This is a genomic window from Streptomyces sp. NPDC037203, assembly GCF_055605065.1.
This window is the reverse complement of the sequence record NZ_JBVJUC010000001.1, coordinates 256,117-276,147: the sequence shown is the minus strand read 5'-3', so window position 1 is coordinate 276,147 and position 20,031 is coordinate 256,117. Positions and strand designations below refer to the sequence as shown.

1 protein-coding gene is annotated in these 20,031 nt (G+C 76.2%); it reads left to right on the top strand.

Annotation, left to right across the window (positions count from 1 at the left end; genetic code table 11):
* The first annotated feature begins 11 nt into the window (after window positions 1-11).
* Window positions 12-19,982: a non-ribosomal peptide synthase/polyketide synthase gene (locus ACZ7EC_RS01170; RefSeq protein WP_471056012.1), complete on the top strand. Its 19,971-nt coding sequence runs from the start codon at window positions 12-14 to the stop codon at window positions 19,980-19,982.
* Window positions 19,983-20,031 lie beyond the last annotated feature (49 nt).

The window sequence follows — 20,031 nt, the reverse complement described above, 5'->3', positions numbered from 1 at the left end:
ACCCGACGACCATGACGTCTTCGACCCCTTCGAACCCCTCGAACCCTTCCGACCCCTCGAACTCCGCGCACCCGTCCGGTCCCGCGCGTTCCGCCCGGCCCTCCCGTCGGGACCGCGCCGAGGCACTGCCCGAGCAGATGCGCGAGGCGCTGCGGCAGCGGCTGGCCGGCCGGGCCGGCGGCACCGCCCCGGCCGCCCGGCAGGGCATCCCGCGCGCCGACCGGGGCCGCCCGCTGCCGCTGTCCTTTGCCCAGCAGCGCCTGTGGTTCCTGGACCGGCTGCGGCCCGGCGACCCCCGCTACAACAGCGCGGTCGCGGTCCGCTTCACCGGCCCGTTGGACCGGGCTGCGCTGGCCGCCGCCCTGGCCGCCGTCGTCGCCCGGCACGAGGCCCTGCGCACCACCTTCGAGGAGAGCGACGGCCGCCCGGCACAGCGGGTGCACCCGGCGGGCCCGGTGCCGCTGCCCGTCCGGGACACCGCCGACCTGGACGCGGACCTGCGCACGGAGTACGCCCGCCCCTTCGACCTGCGGCACGGGCCGCTGCTGCGCGCCCTGCTGCTGCGCGAGTCCGCCGAGGCGCACGTCCTGCTGCTGACGGCCCATCACATCATCACCGACGGCTGGTCCATGGGCGTCGTCCTGGACGAGCTGTGCACCGCCTACGACGCCCTCGCCCGCGGCGCCGCACCCGCACTGCCGCCGGTGGCCACGCAGTACCCGGACTTCGCGGCCTGGCAGCGCGAACAGCTCTCGGGCCCCCGTCTGGAACGCCAACTCACCCACTGGAAGGAGCGGTTGACCGGCGCGGTGGCACCGGAGCTGCCCCTGGACCGGCCCCGGCGCGGCGAGGAGGCGGGCACCGGCGCCGTCCACACCTTCACCGTCCCCGCCGCGCTCACCACCCGGCTGCGCGCCCTCGCCCGCGAGCAGCACAGCACCCTGCACACCGCCCTGGTCGCGGCGACCCAAGCCCTGCTGGCCCGCTGGTCGGGGCAGGACGACATCACCGTCGGCTCCCTGACCCCCGGCCGCTCCCGCACCGAACTGGAACGCGCCGTCGGCTTCTTCGTGAACACCGTCGTGCTGCGGACCGCGGTGGACCGCGCCGGCTCGTTCCGCGAACTGCTGGCGCGGACCGCCGACACGGTCAACGACGCCTTCGCGCACGGCGACACGCCGTTCGAACGGGTCGTGGAGGCGGTCGGCGCACCCCGCGAGGCCGGCCGCAACCCGCTGTTCGACGTCCTCGTCCTGCTGCACCCCGACCCGCCCGCCGCGACCGCCCCGCACGGTCTCGCCACCAGCGCGGTCGGCGTGCCCCGGCAGGCAGCCACCTTCGATCTGAGCGTGGAGTTCGTCCCCGAGGGCGAGGGCCTGACCGGGCTGCTGGAGTACCGCACCGACCTGTTCGACGCGGCCACGGCCGAACGGCTGGCCGGGCAGTGGCTCCGCCTGCTGGAGGGCGCGACCGCCGCCCCGGACCGCCCGCTGGGCACCCTGCCCCTGCTGTCCGAGGCGGAGACACGCCAGGTCCTCGCCCACGGGAACGCGGGGGCGCACCACCCCGAGCCCGACGCCCTGCACCCGCGGCTGTTCGAGCGCCGCGCCGCCCGCACCCCGCACGCACTCGCCCTCGTCGCGGGCGGCGAACGGCTCGACTACGCCACGCTCAACGCCCGCGCCAACCGGGTCGCCCACCACCTCATCGCCCGCGGCGCCGGCCCCGAACGGCTGGTCGCGCTGCGGCTGCCGCGCACCGCCGACATGATCACCGCGATCCTCGCCGTGTGGAAGTCCGGCGCCGGCTACCTCCCGCTCGACCCCGCCCTGCCCGAGGAACGCGTCCGGTACCTGCTGGACGACACCCGTCCCGCCCTGCTGCTGGACGAGGAGGCCCTGCGCGCCGTCCCCGCGACCGCCCCGGACACCGACCCGACCGACGCCGACCGGCGCGCCCCGCTGGACGGGGAGCACACCGCGTACGTCATCCACACCTCGGGCTCCACCGGCCGCCCCAAGGGCGTCGCCGTGTCGCACCGCGCGGCGGCGCACCTGCTCGCCGCGCACCGGGCGGGCTTCGTCGCCGAGGCGGGCGGCGGCCCGCTGCGCGTCGCGCTCACCGCGTCGTTCTCCTTCGACACCTCCCTGGAGGGCGTGCTGCTGATGGCCGACGGCCACCCGCTGCACCTGGTCGACGAGGTGACCCGGATGGACCCGGCCGCCCTGGTCGAGTACGTCGTCGAGCACCGCGTCGACTTCCTCGACGTCACCCCCTCCTACCTGCGGCAGCTGCTGCCCGCCGGCCTGCTCACCGACCCCCGGCACCACCCCCGGATCCTCATGCTCGGCGGCGAGGCGGTCGGCCCCGCGCTGTGGCGGGAGCTCGCCGCCCACCCGGACGTGGCCGCCCACAACTTCTACGGGCCCACCGAGTGCACCGTCGACGCGCTGTCCTGCCGCATCGACGGCGGGGACCGCCCGCTGGTGGGCCGGCCGCTGCCCGGCGTGCGGGCCTACGTGCTGGACGACCGGCTCCAGCCGGTGCCGCCCGGCGTCGGCGGCGAGCTGTACCTCGCGGGCCCCCAGCTCGCCCGCGGCTACACCGGCCGGCCGGGCCTGACCGCCGCCCGGTTCCTGCCCGACCCGTACGGCCCGGCGGGCACCCGGATGTACCGCACCGGCGACCTCGCCCGCTGGACCGCCGACGGCCGCGTCGACTACCTCGGGCGCGCCGACGACCAGGTCAAGGTGCGCGGCCACCGCATCGAGCCCGGCGAGATCGAGGCCGCCCTGCTCGCGCTGGACGGCATCGCCGCCGCCGCAGTCGTGGCCGTACCCGACACGCACGGCCACACCCGCCTCGCCGCCTACGTCGTCCCCGCGCCCGGCGCCCCCCGGCCCGCCCCCGCCGACCTGCGGGCCGCGCTGCGCCGGGTGCTGCCGGACGCCTGGGTGCCGTCCTCCTTCACCGCCCTGGCCGCGCTGCCGCTGACCACCAGCGGCAAGCTGGACCGCCGCGCCCTGCCCGCCCCCGAAACCCCGGAGACGGAAAGGGAGTTCGTCGCCCCCCGCACCCCCGAGGAGGAGACTCTGGCGGCCGTGTGGGCCGAGGTGCTCGGCGTGGACCGGGTGGGCGTCACCGACAACTTCTTCGAACTGGGCGGCGACTCCATCCTGAGCATCCAGGCCGTCTCCCGCGCCCGCGCCGCCGGACTGCGGATCGGCTCCCAGGACGTCTTCCGGCACCAGACGGTCGCCGACCTGGCCGCCGCCGCGACCACCCGCACCGCCGCCCCGGCGCCCCGGCGCCCGCACCGGGACGGGCCCGCCCCGCTCACCCCGGTCCAGGAGTGGTTCCTCGCCACGCACGGCCCGCTGCGGCACTTCAGCATGTCGATGCTGCTCGACCTGCCGCACGACCTCGACGAGCGGGCACTGGAGGAGGCACTGGCCGCCCTGGTGGCGCGGCACCCCGCCCTGCGCACCCGCTTCACCCGCTCCGGCGACACCTGGCTCCAGCACCCCGGCCCCGCCCCGGACGGCCCGCTGCTGACCCGGCACGCCCCCGGCACCCCGCCCGCCGAGGCCGCGCAGGCGGCCCGCGCGGCCCTCGACCCGGCCACCGGCGCCCTGCTGCGCGCCGCCCTGCTCACCGGCGGAGAACGCCCGCGCCTCTTCCTGACCGCCCACCATCTGGCCGTCGACAGCGTCTCCTGGCGCATCCTGCTCTCCGGCCTGGCGGACGCCTACCGGCAGGCGGCGGCGGGGGAGGAGCCCCGGCAGGAGCCCGAGCACACCGCGTTCGCCGACTGGGCCCGTGAACTGGCCGGCCGGGTACGGGCCGGCGGCCTGGACGACGACCTGCCCTACTGGACGCGGGAGGCGGCCGAGCCCCGCACCCCGCTCCCCGCCGACCTGCCCGGCACCCCGCTCGCCGGGTCCGTGCGCACCGTCCGCACCCGGCTGGACCGCGCCACCACCGAGGCGCTGCTGCGGCGCGTGCCCGCGGCCTACCGCACGCGGGTCGACGACGTGCTGCTGAGCGCGCTGGGCCGGGTGCTGGCCGACTGGACGGGCGCGGACCGGGTGACCGTCGCGCTGGAGGGCCACGGCCGCGAGGAGGACCTGGCCGAGAACGCCGACCTGTCCCGCACGGTGGGCTGGTTCACCACCCAGTACCCGGTCACCCTCACCCCGGCCGGACCGGACGACTGGGGGAGCACTCTCAAAGCCGTCAAGGAGCGGCTGCGGGCCGTGCCCCGCCGCGGCCTCGGCTACCAGGCCCTCGCCCACCTCGGCTCGCCCCGGCCGGAGGCCCGCGCCCTGGGCGTACTCCCGCTGCCCCAGGTGTGCTTCACCTACCACGGCCAGTGGGAGGCGCCCGCCGGCGGCGACTTCGCGCCTACCGCCGACGTACCCGGCCGGGACACCGACCCCGGTGAGCCGCTCGACCACCTGCTGGACGTCTCCGCCCTGGTCGCCGACGGCGAGCTGGAGATCACCTGGCACTACAGCGACCAGGTGCACCGGGCCGCCACCGTCGAGCGGCTGGCCGACGGCATGGTCCGGGCCCTCGGCGCCATCGCCGACCACTGCGCGCGGCCCGGCGCCGGCGGCCGTACGCCCTCCGACTTCCCGCTGGCCCGCCTCGACCAGGCCGGTGTGGACCGCCTGGCCGGCGACGGCCGGGACATCGAGGACCTGCTGCCGCTCACCCCGCTCCAGGAGGGCATGCTCTTCCACCGGCTGGTCGGCGGACCGGACGACGTGTACCTCGACCAGGCCGCGCTGCTCCTGGAGGGCGTCACCGACCCCGGCGCGCTCGCCCTGGCCTGGCAGCGGGTCACCGACCGCACCCCCGCCCTGCGCACCAGCGTGGTGTGGGAGGGCGTGCCCGTCCCGCTCCAGGTCGTGCACCGCCAGGTCACCGTGCCCGTCGAGCAGGTGGACTGGCGGGAGCTGGACGCGGCGGAGCGGGACACGCGGTGGGAGCGGCTGCGCGCCGCCGACCTCGGGCGCGGACTGGACCTCACGGCCGCCCCGCTGATGCGGCTCACCCTCGTCCGGCTGCCCGGCGACCGGCTGCACCTGCTGTGGACCTCCCACCACCTCATCCTGGACGGCTGGAGCCTGGCCCAGGTCCTCACCGACGTGTTCGCCGAGTACACGGCGCTGACCACCGGCACGACCCACCGACCCGCGGCCCGCCGCCCGTTCGGCGACTACGTGCGCTGGCTCGCCGGACAGGACGGCGCGGCGGCCCGCGCGCACTGGCGGGACGTCCTCGCCGGGTTCGCCACGCCCACCCCGCTGCCCGCCGACCGCCCCCGGCGCCCCGGCCACGACACCCGCTCCGCGGGCCTGCACACCGCCGGACTCTCCCCCGAGGTCTCCGCGCGCCTCGCCCGCACCGCCCGCGCCGCCGGACTCACCCTCTCCACTGTGGTCCAGGGCGCCTGGGCGCTGCTGCTGTCCCGCTACAGCGCCGAGCCGGACGTGCTGTTCGGCACCACCGTCTCCGGGCGCCCCGACGACCTGCCCGGCGTCGAGTCGATGGTCGGCATGTTCATCAACACCCTGCCCACCCGCGTCCGCGTGGACGGCCGCCGTACCGCCACCGCCTGGCTCCAGGAGCTCCAGGAGGCGCAGGCCGAGGCACGCCGGTTCGCCGCGGTGTCGCTGGCCGAACTGACCGCGCTGAGCGACGTGCCGTCCGGCAGCCCGCTGTTCGACAGCATGGTGGCCTTCGAGAACTACCCCTTCGACGAGGCCCGTTCGGCCGGCACCCGGATACGCCTGGCGGACGTGTCCGCCCGCGACGCCACCAACTACGCCCTCGTACTGCGCGCCTACCAGGGCGACCGGTTCGGCTTCGACCTCGCCTACGACCCGCGGCTGTTCGAGCCCGCGACCGCGCGGGACCTCGCCGACCGGCTGTGCCTGCTGCTCACCGAGCTGGCCGACGACCCCGAGCGGCCGGTGCGCGACCTCGCCTGGACCACCGCCGGTGAACGACGGCGGATCCCCGTCGAGTGGAACGGCACCGAGGAGGGCCGGCCCGCCGAGACCCTGGACGCCCTCTTCTCCGCCCAGGCCGCCCGCACCCCCGGTGCGGAGGCCGTCGGCTGCGGCGCCGACCGGCTCGACTACGCCACGCTCGACGCGCGCTCGGGACAGCTCGCCCACCGGCTCGCCGAACTCGGCGCCGGACCCGAGACGTTCGTCGCCCTGGCACTGCCCCGCTCCACCGACCTGGTCGTGGCCGTCCTCGCCGTGCTCAAGACCGGCGCCGCCTACCTGCCCATCGATCCCCGGCAGCCCGCCGAGCGGACACGGCAGCTTCTCGCCGACGCCGCCCCGGTGGCCCTGGTGACCACCACCGGCTCCGTGGCCGAACCCGCCGTACCCCTGCTGCCGCTGGACGACCCCGGTGTCCGCGCCGACCTCGCCCGCCGCCCCGCCGCGGGCCCCGCCCGCCGCGCGCTGCCCGAGAGCCCCGCCTACGCCATCTACACCTCCGGCTCCACCGGCCGCCCCAAGGGCGTCGTCGTGCCGCACGCCAACGTGGTCCGGCTGTTCACCCGCACCCGGCACTGGTTCGGCTTCGGCCCCGACGACGTGTGGACGCTGTTCCACTCCTACGCCTTCGACTTCTCCGTGTGGGAGCTGTGGGGCCCGCTGCTGCACGGCGGCCGGCTGGTGATCGTCCCCGAGGACACCGCGCGCTCCCCGGAGGACTTCCTGCGGCTGCTCGCCGACGAACGCGTCACCGTCCTCAACCAGACCCCCTCCGCGTTCTACCCGCTGACGCGGGCCGACGCCGGACTCCCCGACGTCAGCGCCCGACTGGCCCTGCGCACGGTGATCTTCGGCGGTGAGGCGCTGGACGTGGACCGGCTCGCCGACTGGTACGCCCGCCACCCGGACACCGCGCCGCGCCTGGTGAACATGTACGGCATCACCGAGACCACCGTGCACGTCACCTACGCCCCGCTGGACCGCTCGACGGCCCGCACCGGTGCCGCCAGCCCCATCGGCACCGGCATCCCGGACCTGCGGGTCCATGTGCTGGACGAGCTGCTGCGGCCGGTGCCGCCCGGTGCCGTCGGCGAGCTGTTCGTCGCCGGCGAGGGCCTGGCGCGCGGCTACCTGAACCGGCCCGGCCTCACCGCCACCCGGTTCCTCGCCGACCCGTTCGGGCGGCCCGGCACCCGCATGTACCGCACCGGGGACCGGGCCCGGCGGCGGGCCGACGGCTCACTGGAGTACCTCGGCCGCGCCGACCAGCAGGTGAAGATCCGCGGTTACCGCATCGAGCCCGGCGAGATCGAGGCCGCCCTGCACAGCCACCCGCGGGTGGGCGCCGCCGCCGTCGGCGTGTACGAGGACACCGCCGGCACCCGCCGCCTGGTCGCCCACGTCGTCGGCACCGGCACCGGCGAGCGCACCGCACCGCCCCCGCCCGCCGCCGAACTCCGCGCCCACCTGGAAGGGTTGCTGCCCGCGCACATGGTGCCGGCGGCCTACGTGCCGATGGCCGCTCTGCCGCTCACCGTGAACGGCAAGCTCGACCGGCGGGCCCTGCCCGCGCCCGGCCCCGGTGGCTTCGCCGCGGACCGCGCGCGCACCCCCCTGCGCACCCGCGCCGAACGGCTGGTCGCCGCCGCCTGGACGGACGTCCTGGACACCGACGAGGTCGGCGCCGACGACGACTTCTTCGCCCTCGGCGGCGACTCCATCCTCGCCGTGCGGGTCACCTCCCGGCTGCGCGCCGCCTTCGGCACGGATGTCTCACCCCGGCTGCTGTTCACCCACCCCACGCTGTCCCGCCTCGCCGCCGCGCTCGGCGAACCGGACGGAGCGCACCGCGCCGACGCCATCCCGGCCCTCGCCCCGGACGCCCCCGCGCCCCTGTCGTACGCGCAGCAACGCCTGTGGTTCCTCGACCGGTTCGAACCCGGCAGCACCGAATACACCACCCTGTCGGTGCTCCGGCTGCGCGGCCCGCTCGACACCGCGGCCCTCGGCGCCGCCCTGGACGGCCTCGTCGCCCGGCACGAGGCCCTGCGCACCACGTTCGCAGAATCCGGCGGCCAGGCACGGCAGATCGTCCACCCGGCCCGACCCGTCGACCTGCCGGTGACCGACCTCCCGGACCCCGCGGACCTGGACGGCTTCCTGGAGCGGGTGGTCGCCACCCCCTTCGATCTGACCACCGGGCCGCTGCTGCGCGCCCGCCTGGCCCGGCTGGCCGCCGACCACCACGTCCTCGTCCTGGCCGTGCACCACATCGTCACCGACGGCTGGTCCATCGGCGTGCTCGGCCGGGACCTGGGCGAGCTGTACGCGGCGGCCCTGGAGAACCGCGGACCCCACCTGCCCGCGCTGCCCGTCCGCTACGCCGACCACGCCGCCTGGCAGCGGGCCCGCGCCGACCGGGCCGAGACCGAACTCGCCCACTGGCGGACGGTCCTGGACGGCGTCACCCCGCTGGAGCTGCCCACCGACCGGCCGCGGCCGGCCGTCCGCACCCGCGACGGCGACCTGGTGACCTTCACCCTGCCGGGCGCGCTCACCGAGCGGCTGCGCGAACGCGGACGGGAGGCCGACGCCACCCTCTACATGACCCTGGTGACGGCATGTCAGGTCCTGCTCGCGCGCTGGGCCGGGCAGGAGGACGTCACCGTCGGCACCGTGACCGCCGGGCGCGACCGGCCCGAACTGCACGACGTCGTCGGCATGTTCGTCAACACCCTGGTGCTGCGTTCCCGGATCCGGCCCGAACTGCCCTTCCGTGAGCTGCTGTCGGAGGTCCGCACGACCGTCCTGGACGCCTTCGCCCACCAGGAGGTGCCCTTCGAGCGGGTGGTGGACGCCGTCCAGCCCGAGCGGGACACCAGCCGCACCCCGCTGTTCCAGGTCATGGTGGCCCTGCACAACCTCGACGCCGAACCGCCCCGGCTGCCCGGCCTGACCGCCGAGCCCGTCACCCCGCCGGTCCGCACCGCCACCTTCGACCTTGCCTTCGACTTCGTGGAGACCGACGGCGGCCTGACCGGCTACCTGGAGTACAACACCCGACTCTTCGACCGCGACACCGCCGAGCGCCTCGCCGGCCGGCTGCGCGTCCTGCTGGAGGCCGCCGCCGAATCCCCGGAGCAGACCGCCGGCGCGCTGCCCCTGATGACCACCGCCGAACGGGAGCAGGTGCTCCGGCAGGGCGAGGGCGCCCGGCTGCCCGACCCGGACACCACCTTCCCCACCCTGTTCGAGGCACAGGCCGCCCGCACCCCGCACCGCACCGCCCTGGTAGCCCGCGACACCACCCTGGACTTCGCCACCCTGAACGAGCGCGCCAACCGGCTCGCCCACCACCTCATCGAGCGGGGCGCCGGCCCCGAGGACATCGTCGCCGTACGGCTGCCCCGGACCTCCGAACAGGTGGTGGCACTGCTCGCGATCGCCAAGGCCGGTGCCGCCCTGCTCAGCCTCGACCCGGAACTCCCGGCGAAGCGGGCCGAGTTGCTGCTGTCCGACGCCCGTCCGCACACCCTGCTCACCGACCTCGGCGCGGTGCCCTGGGACCGGCTGCCCGCCCACGACCCGACCGACGCCGACCGGGTGCGACCCCTGCTGCCCGGCCACACCGCCTACGTCATCTACACCTCCGGCTCCACCGGCCGCCCCAAGGGCGTCGCCGTCGAGCACCGGCAGCTGGTCAACCTGTGCCACGACCACGAGAGCGGCCTGCTCGCCCCGCACACCGCGGACGGCCGCCGGCTGAAGGCCGCGCTCAGCGCCTCCTTCTCCTTCGACACCTCCTGGGAAGGGCCGCTGCTGCTCGCCCTCGGCCACGAGGTGCACCTCATCGACGAGGACGCACGCCTGGACCCCGACGCGTTCTGCGCCCATGTCGCCGAGCGCCGCCTCGACCTGGTGAACGTCACCCCGTCCCTCCTGCGCGAGCTCACCTCCGCCGGCCTGCTGGCCCCCGGCCGCCACCACCCGGAGCTGCTGCTCGTCGGCGGCGAGGCCGTCACCCCGGCCGACTGGCAGGAACTCGTGCGGGTGGAACGCGAGTCGAACATCGCGGTGTACAACATGTACGGGCCCACCGAATGCACCGTCGACGCCGTCTACGGTCGCTGCGCCGACCGCCCTGAGCGGCCCGTCATCGGGCGCCCGGGCGGCAACCTGCGCGCCTACGTGCTCGACGGCGCCCTGCGGCCGGTGCCGCCCGGTGTGCCCGGCGAGCTGTACCTGTCGGGCGCCCAGGTGGCCCGCGGCTACCTCGGCCGACCCGGACTCACCGCCGCCCGCTTCCTCGCCGACCCGTTCGGGGCGCCCGGCGAGCGGATGTACCGCACCGGGGACCGGGCCCGCTGGGATCGCAATGGGCTGCTGGAGTTCCTCGGCCGGGTGGACGAGCAGGTCAAGATCCGCGGTTTCCGTATCGAGCCCGGCGAGGTGGAGGCCGCCCTCCTCGGCCACCCGGACGTCGCCGACGCCGCGGTCGCCGCCCGCGAACACGCCGGGCGGGCCATGCTCGTCGGCTACCTGGTGCCGGCCGGCGACCGCGTCCCGTCCGCCGACGACCTGCGCCTCGCGCTGCGTCGCACCCTGCCCGACCACATGGTGCCCACCGCGTTCGTCCCGCTGGCCCGCATCGCGCGCACCACCAGCGGCAAGACCGACCGGCGCGCCCTGCCGGCCCCGCCCGCGCAGCCCGACAGCACCACCCCCTACGTCGCCCCCCGGCCCGGCACCGAGGAGCGCCTGGCCGCGATCTGGGCGCAGGTGCTCGGGGTCGAACGGGTCGGCGCCCGCGACAACTTCTTCGCGCTCGGCGGCGACTCCATCCTGAGCATCCAGATCGTCGCCCGCGCCCGGCAGGCCGGACTCGCCCTCACCACCAAGGACGTCTTCCGCCACCAGACCGTCGCCGAACTGGCCCTGCGCACCGAGGAGTCGGCGCCCCGCCCGGTCGCCGCCGAACAGACCGGCGAGGCGCCGCTCACCCCGATCCAGCACTGGTACCTGGACGGCCGCGACCCGGACCGGCCGCTGCGCTTCACCATGACCCAGCGCCTCGAACTCGCCCCGGACACCGGTGAGGAGACCGTCCGCACGGCCGTCGACGCCCTCGTGCGCCACCACGCGGCGCTGCGCACCCGGTTCCGCCACACCGCCGACGGCTGGCGCCAGGAAGCCCTGCCGCAGGCACCCGACGGCGTCTTCAGCCGCCACGACGCGGCCCGGCTCACCGGCGCCGCGCTGGAAGCCGAGGTCCAGCGGCTCACCGACGAGGCGCAGACCGCACTCGACCCGCGCGAAGGCCGCGTCGTACGCGTCCTGTTCTTCGACCGGGGGCCGGCCGTGCCACCGCAACTCGTCATCACCGCGCACCACTTGGTGATCGACGGCGTCTCCTGGCGCATCCTGCTGGCCGACCTGGAGACCGCCCACCGCGCGACGGCGGCCGGACGCCCCGTCGAACTCCCCGCCGCCGGCACCTCCTTCGGGCACTGGGCCACCCGGCTCGCGGAGCACACCCGCTCCGGCGCCCTGGACGCCGACCTGGACTACTGGACCCGTACCGCCGCCGCCCCCGCCGCCCTGCCCGCGGGCCGGCCCGGCCCCAACACGCACGGCACCGCCGCCACCCTCACGGTCACCCTGGACACCGCGACCACCGACGCCCTGCTCCGCAAGGTCCCCGAGCGCTACCGCACCCAGGTCAACGACGTCCTGCTCAGCGCCCTCGGCCGCACCCTGGGCCGCTGGTGCGGGCGCGACACCGTGCTGCTCGGCGTGGAGGGACACGGCCGGGAGGACCTGTTCGAGGAAGCCGACCTGTCGCGGACCGTCGGCTGGTTCACCGCCGAGTACCCGCTCGCCCTCACCGCCGACCCGGACGCCGGATGGCACGACACCCTCCGCGCGGTCAAGGAGCAGCTGCGCGCGGTCCCGCTGCACGGCCTGAGCCACGGCGCCCTGCGCCACCTCGTCCCCGGCAGCCCGCTGTCCACCGCCCCGGCCCCGCAGATCGGCTTCAACTACCACGGCCAATGGGACACCGGCACCGGCTCCGGCGGCCTGGTCCGCGGCGCCCTGCCCCCGGCCGGCCGGGACACCGACCCGGACGAACCCCGCCCCTACCTGCTGGACATCACCGGAGTCGTCCAGGACGGCCGGCTGGAGTTCGGCTGGACCTACCCGGCGGCCGTCTACGCGGAGGACACCGTCCGCGCGCTCGCCGAGGAGACACTGGCCGCCCTGCGGGACATCGTGGCCCACTGCGCCCTGCCCACCGCGGGCGGCCGCACCCCCTCCGACTTCCCGCTCGCCGGCCTCGACCAGGAGCGGCTGGACCGGCTCGTCGGCACCGGACGCGACATCGAGGACGTCCTGCCGCTCACCCCGCTCCAGTCCGGCATGCTGTTCCACGGCCTCGTGGACACCGAGCACGCCTACGCCGACCGCACGGCCGTACGCCTGGCCGGCGTGGCCGACCCGCGGGCCTTCGCCGCCGCCTGGCAGCAGGTCGCGGACCGCACCCCGGCCCTGCGCACCTCCGTGCACTGGCACGGCCTGCCCCACCCGGTGCAGGTGGTCCACCGGCACGCCGAACTGCCCGTCACCCGGCTCGACTGGCGCGCCCTGACACCCGCACAGCGCACCGAGGCCACCGAGCGGCTGCTCGCCGAGGACCGCGCGGCCGGCATGGACCTCACCACCGCCCCGCTCACCCGGCTCACCCTCGCGGCCCTGCCCGGCGACGAGGTGCTGCTGGTGTGGTCCACCCACCACATCGTCCTCGACGGCTGGAGCACCGGCCAGCTCCTCACCGAGGTGTGCGAACGGTACGCCGCCCTCACCGGCGGCCCGGACCCGGCGCCCCCGGTCAGGCGGCCGTTCGCGGACTTCCTGCACTGGCTCGCCGCACGGGACGAGCCGGCGGCCGAACGGCACTGGGCCGAGGCGCTGGCCGGGTTCACCGCCCGTACCCCGCTGCCGTACGACCGCACCCCCGCCGAGGCCCACCGCGCCCGGTCGGCCGCCGCCGTCCACCACGAGCTGGACCCGGACGTGTCGCGCCGGCTGCGGGAGAGCGCCGCACGCGCCGGACTCACCGTCAACACCGTCCTGGAGGGGGCCTGGGCGCTGCTGCTGGCCCGTTCCAGCGGCCGGGACGACGTGGTGTTCGGCACGACCGTCTCCGGCCGCCCGGCCGAACTGCCCGGCGTCGAAGGCATGATCGGCATGTTCATCAACACCGTGCCGACCCGCGTCCGCGTCCCCGCGGGGCCGGTCCTGCCGTGGCTGCGCGGCATCCAGGAGCAGGGGAGCGACGCCCGCCGCTTCGACTTCCTCGCGCTGCCGCGCATCCAGGCGGTGAGCGAGGTGCCGCCCGGAGAGCCGCTGTTCGACAGCATGGTGGTCTTCGAGAACTACCCGGTGGACGAGTCGGCGACGGCCCGGACCGGCGTCCGGGTCGAGGAGGTGCGCGCCGACGACGCCACCACGTTCCCCTGGTGCCTGCGCGCCCACCTCGGCGAACGGCTCGCCTTCGACCTCGCCTACGACCCCGCCCTGTTCGACCCCGGCACCGCCGAGCGCGCCGCAGGCCGCCTGGCCGCGCTGCTGACCGGACTCGCCGACGGGTTCGACACCGACCTGGCCGGCCTCGACCTGCTCACCCCGGCCGACCGCGGACTGCTCGCCGCCTGGAACACCACCACCCGCCCGGCCGCCCCGCGCAGCCCGGTCGACCTGTTCGCCGAGCAGGCCCGCCGCACCCCCGACGCGATCGCGGTGCAGGACGGCGACCGGGAACTGACCTACCGGCAGCTGCACGACTGGGCCGCGGCGCTGGCCGGCCGGCTGCGCGCCGACGGGCTGGCGGCCGAGGACCGGGTGGCACTACTCCTGGACCGCTCCGCCGAACTCGTCGTCGCCCAGCTCGCCGTGCTCATGGCCGGCGGCGCCTACCTGCCCGTCGACGGCCGCGCCCCCGAGCACCGCCGCCGCACCCTGCTCGCCGAGTCCGGCGCGACGATCCGCCTCACCACCACCGACGTGACCACCGCATCGCCTGATCCGCTTCCGGCTGTGGGCCTTGCCGACACCGGTCCTGCCGAGGCGGCCCCGGCCGCCGACCCCGACCGGCTGGCCTACGTGATGTTCACCTCCGGGTCCACCGGCCGGCCCAAGGCGGTGGCGGTACGGCACCGGGACGTGGCCGCGCTGGCCACCGACAGCCGGTTCGCCGACGGCGTGTGCGACCGGGTGCTGCTGCACTCGCCCGCCGCCTTCGACGCCGCCACCTTCGAGGTGTGGGCGCCGCTGCTCAACGGCGGCCGGGTGGTCGTCGCCCCGGCAGGAGGCGTGGACGCCGCCCTGCTGCGCCGGCTCGCGGGCGACGGCGGGCTGACCGCGCTGTGGCTGACCGCCGGACTGTTCCGGCTGCTCGCCCAGGACGCCCCCGACTGCTTCCGCGGCCTGCGGCAAGTGTGGACCGGCGGTGACGTGGTGCCCGCCTCCGCCGTGCGCCGGGTCCTCGCCGCCTGCCCCGGCCTGACCGTCGTCGACGGCTACGGCCCCACCGAGACGACGACCTTCGCGACGTCCTTCGCGCTCGCCGACCCGGAGGCGGTGCCCGACACCGTGCCCATCGGCCGCCCGCTGGACGACCTGCGCGTCCACATACTCGACGCCCGGCTGCGGCCCGTACCGCCGGGCTGCGCGGGCGAGCTGTACCTGGCCGGTGAAGGCGTCGCCCGCGGCTACCTGGGCCGCCCCGGCGACACCGCGGCCCGCTTCCTCGCCGACCCGTCCGGGGCGCCGGGCGAACGAATGTACCGCACCGGCGACCTGGCCCGCAGACGCCCGGACGGCACCGTCGACTTCCTCGGCCGCGCCGACGACCAGGTCAAGATCCGGGGCTTCCGGGTGGAACCCGGCGAAGCCGAGGCCGCCCTCGCCGCCCACCCGGACGTCACCGACGTCACCGTGGTGGCCCGCGAGGACCGGCCGGGCGCCAAGCGGCTCGTGGCCTACGTCGTCGGACCGGCCGCACACGACCCGGAGGAGCTGCGGGCCTTCGCCGCCCGCACCCTGCCCGACTACCTCGTCCCCGCCGCCTTCGTGCCGCTCGCCGCCCTCCCGCTGAGCCGCAACGGCAAGGTCGACCGGGCCGCCCTGCCCGCGCCCGAGGCCCGGCCGGACGGCGCGCGCGTCGCGCCCCGCACCGAGGCCGAACGCCGCACCGCCGCCGTCTTCGGCGAGGTGCTGGGCAGCGAACCCCCCGGCGCGGAGGACGACTTCTTCCAACTCGGCGGAGACTCGATCCTCAGCATCCGCCTCGCCTCCCGCCTCGCGGAGGTCTTCGACACCGAGGTCACACCCCGCGCGGTGTTCACCCACCCCACCCCGGCCGCGCTGGCCCGGCTGCTCGGCGAACGGCAGGGCTCCGGCCGCCCGGCCCTCGTCCCCGTCGCCAGGGACGCCGTCGCACCGATGTCCCACGCCCAGCAACGCCTGTGGTTCCTGCACGAGTTCGAGCCGGGCGGCGCCGAGTACGTCACCGCGCTCGCCCTGCGGCTGCGCGGCACCCTGGACACCGGCGCGCTCCGCGCGGCCCTCACCGCCGTGACGGCCCGGCACGAGTCGCTGCGCACCACCTTCGACAGCGTCGATGGACACGGCATCCAGCGCGTCCACCCGCCGCGTCAGGTCCCGCTGCCGGTGCACGACCTGACCGGGCTCGCCGCGGAGGCGCGGGAACCCGAGCTGCGCCGCCTGCTCGCCGCCGACCGCGCCCGCCCGTTCGACCTGCGCGAGGGCCCGCTGCTGCGCACCGCCCTGGTCCTGCTCGCCGGCGACGACCATGTGCTCACCCTCGCCCTGCACCACATCGTCACCGACGGCTGGTCCACCTCCGTGCTGCTCGGCGACCTCGCCCACTTCTACCGGGCCGAACTCGGCGTCCCGCAGCCGCCGTTGCCACCCCTGCCGGTGCAGTACGCGGACTACGCGCACTGGCAGCGCACCACCGGGGAGGCCGGCGCCGACGAGCACCTCGCCTACTGGAAGGAGCACTTGGCCGGCACCGCCCCGCTGGAGCTGCCCACCGACCGGCCCCGGCCGCCGGTGCGTACCAGCGCCGGCGCCACCACCCGGCTGGTGGTGCCCGCCCCCACCCTCCAGGGCCTGACCCGGCTCGCCCGCGACCACGGGACCACCCTGTTCACCACGCTTGTCGCCGCCGCCCAGACCTACCTGGCCCGGCTCTCCGGCGCCGAGGACATCGCCGTCGGCACCGTCACCTCCGGCCGCGACCGGCCCGAGACCCAGGGCCTCGTCGGGTTCTTCGTGAACACCCTGGTGCTGCGCTCACGGGCCGAGGCGGGGGCATCCTTCTCCGGGTTCCTCACCGCCGTGCGGGAGACCGTCCTGGACGCCTTCGCCCACCAGGACGTGCCCTTCGAACGGGTCGTCGACGAGGTGCAGCCGGTCCGGGACACCAGCCGCAGCCCGCTGTTCCAGGTCATGGTCGTCCTCCAGAACACCCCCGCCGCCGGTCTCGACCTGCCGGGACTGGAGGTGACCGACGTCGAACCCGAGTCGGACCAGGCCGCGTTCGACCTCACCCTGGAGTTCGCCGAGACCGGCAACGGGGAACTGCACGGCCTGCTCACCTACAACACCGACCTGTTCGACCCGGCCACCGCCGAGCGGATGGCCCGCCAGCTCGGCACCCTGCTGCACGCCGTCGCCGCCGACCCGGACCGCCCGCTGGGCGCCCTCCCGCTGACCTCCGGCGCCGAACTGACGGCCCTGCTGGACCAGGGCCGGGGCACCTTCCGGCCGGTGCCCGAACGGACCCTGCCCGAGCTGTTCGAGGGGCAGGCGACCCGCACCCCGGACGCGATCGCGCTGCTGGACGGCGACCGGGAGCTGAGCTACGCCAAGGTGGACCGGGCGGCCAACCGCCTCGCCCACCGGCTGATCCGGGACGGCGTGGGACCCGAGCGGGTGGTGGCCCTGGCGCTGCCCCGCTCGGCGGCGACCGTCGTGGCCCAGCTCGCCGTCGCCAAGGCCGGCGGCGCCTTCCTCCCCGTCGACCCGAACTACCCCGCGGAGCGAAGGGAGTTCATGATCCGGGACGCGGGCACCCACCTGGTCCTCGACGACCCGGACGAGATCTGGACGGCCGACGGGCCGGACACGCCGCCCACGGACGCCGACCGCGCCCGCGCGCTGATCCCCGCCCACCCCGCCTACGTCATCTACACCTCCGGCTCCACCGGCACGCCCAAGGGCGTCGTCGTCACCCACCGGGGACTGGCCTCCTTCGCCGCCGCGGCCGCCGAGCAGTACGAAGCCGGGCCCGGCGACCGGGTGCTCCAGTTCGCCTCGCCCAGCTTCGACGCCTCCGTGCTGGAGCTGTGCGTCTCCCTGCTGGCCGGGGCCGCGCTGGTGACCGGCGAGGAAGGGCCGCTGGTCGGGGAGCGGCTGGCCGAGGTGCTCGCCGTACGGCGGGTCAGCCACGCCCTGATCCCGCCCGCCGCACTCGCCACGGTCGGACCGGAGACCGCCGCGACCCTGCCCCGCCTGCGCACCCTCATCGTGGGCGCGGAGGCGTGCCCGGCCGACCTCGTCGCCGCCTGGGCGCCCGGCCGCCGCATGATCAACTCGTACGGCCCCACCGAGGCGACCGTCGTCGCCACCTGGACCGGACCGCTCACCCCCGGCACCGGCGCGCCCCCCATCGGCCGCCCGTCCGGACACACCCGCGTCCACGTGCTCGACGCCGCCCTGCGCCCCGTACCGCCCGGCGTCACCGGGGAGCTGTACATCGCCGGGCCCGGCCTCGCCCGCGGCTACCTGGGCCGGCCGGGGCTCACCGCCCGGCACTTCGTCGCCGACCCGTTCGGCGGGCCGGGGGAGCGGATGTACCGCACCGGGGACCTGGTCCGCTGGACCGCCGACGGCCTGCTCCGGTTCGCCGGACGCGCCGACGACCAGGTCAAGCTGCGCGGCTTCCGCATCGAGCCCGGCGAGATCGAGAGCGCGCTGCGCACCAGCCCGCTGGTGCGGGACGCGGTGGTGGCCGTACGCGCGGGGGAGGCGCCCGGCGCACCGGACCGGCTCGTCGCCTACGTCGTACCGGCCGAGCTCCCCGCCGACGGCGCCGCACCGCCCGCCGGCGAGCTGCCCGCCGGCGAACTGCGGCTGCACCTCGCCGGGCTGCTGCCGCCGCACATGGTGCCCTCGGTGTTCGTGCCGCTCGACCGGCTGCCGCTCACCCCGAACGGCAAGACCGACCGGCGCGCCCTGCCCGCCCCCGGCCCCGCACGGGCCGCCGGCGGACCGCGCACCGCGCCCCGCACCGACACCGAACGCCGCGTCGCCCGTATCTGGGCGGACGTCCTCGGTATCGAGGAGGTCGGCGCCGACGACAACTTCTTCGCGCTCGGCGGCGACTCCATCCTCAGCATGCAGGTCGTCTCACGGCTGCGCCGCGACGGCCTGCACGTGGCCACCCGCGATCTGTTCACGCACCAGACCGTCGCCGAACTCGCCGCCGTCGTACGCACCGCGCCCCGGCGGTCCGACGAGGGCCCGGTGACCGGCGAGGTGCCGCTCACCCCGATCCAGGACTGGTTCCTCGGCACACCCCGCGCCGCCCACCACCACTTCAACCAGTCGGCGCTGCTCGAACTCGACGGCGCCCCGGACCCGGAGGCGCTGCGCGCCGCGCTCGACGCCCTGCTCGACCACCACGACGCCCTGCGCATGCGGTTCACCAGGGACGAGCACGGCTGGCGGCAGTTCAACCCGCCGCCCGCCCCCGGCCAGGACATCCTCGTCCGGTACGACCTGTCCGGGCTGTCCGCCGAGGACGCGGACGCCGCCATGGCGAAGGCCGCCGACGAACTGCACGCCGGCTTCGACCTCGCCCACGGCCCGCAGCTGCGCGCGGCCCTGTTCACCGGCGACCCGGACAGGCCCGCGTTCCTGCTGCTGGTCGCCCACCACCTCGTGGTGGACGCCGTCTCCTGGCGCGTCCTGCGCGACGACCTGGAGAGTGCCTATCAGCAGGCCCGCGAAGGCGGCCCCGTCACCCTGGGGGAGCGCGGCACCAGCTTCCGGGAGTGGTCCACCCGGCTGTCCGCGCACGTCGCCGAGGGCGGTCTGGACCACGAACTGCCCTACTGGGAAGAGGCCGTAGGGTCCGCCCCCGCCGACCCCGCCCCCGCCCCGGTGGCCGACACGGGCCCGGCCGCCACCGTGAGCGTGGAACTCGGTGAGGAGGACACCACCGCCCTGCTCCGCTCCGCGCCCACCGCCTACCGCACCCGCGTCAACGACGTGCTGCTCTCCGCCCTCGCCCTCGCACTGGCCCGCTGGAGAGGGCACGACCGCATCCGCCTGGACCTGGAGGGCCACGGCCGCGAGGACCTGCTCGACGGCGTCGACCTGTCCCGCACGGTCGGCTGGTTCACCACCGTCTACCCGGTCGCCCTCCAGGTGCCCGACCCCGGCGCCCTCGGCCCCGACCGCGACTGGCGGTCCCTGGTGAAGTCGGTACGGCGCCAGCTGCGCGCCGTACCCGGCAACGGCATCGGCTTCGGCGCGCTGCGCACCTTCGGTCCGCCCGAGGTCCGCGAACGCCTCGGCGCCCACGCCCACGGCCAGGTGGTGTTCAACTACCTCGGCCAGTGGGACGCCCGCCCCGAGACCGCGGGCGGCGGCCTGGTCCGCGCCGAACACGGCTCGTTCGGCCAGGACCACGACCCCCGCGATCCCGGATCGCACCTGGTGGAAGTGGTGGGCGCCGTCCAGCACGGCCGGCTCGCCTTCACCTGGCACCACCGGCCATCCGTCCACGACACGGCGACCGTGCGCCGGGTCGCGGAGGACTTCGCCGAGGCCCTGCGGCACCTCGCCCGGCACGCCAGGGGAGGCCGATGACGGCGTCCCCCCGCGAGGCACCGCTCCGGCGTCCCGCCCGGCACGGTCC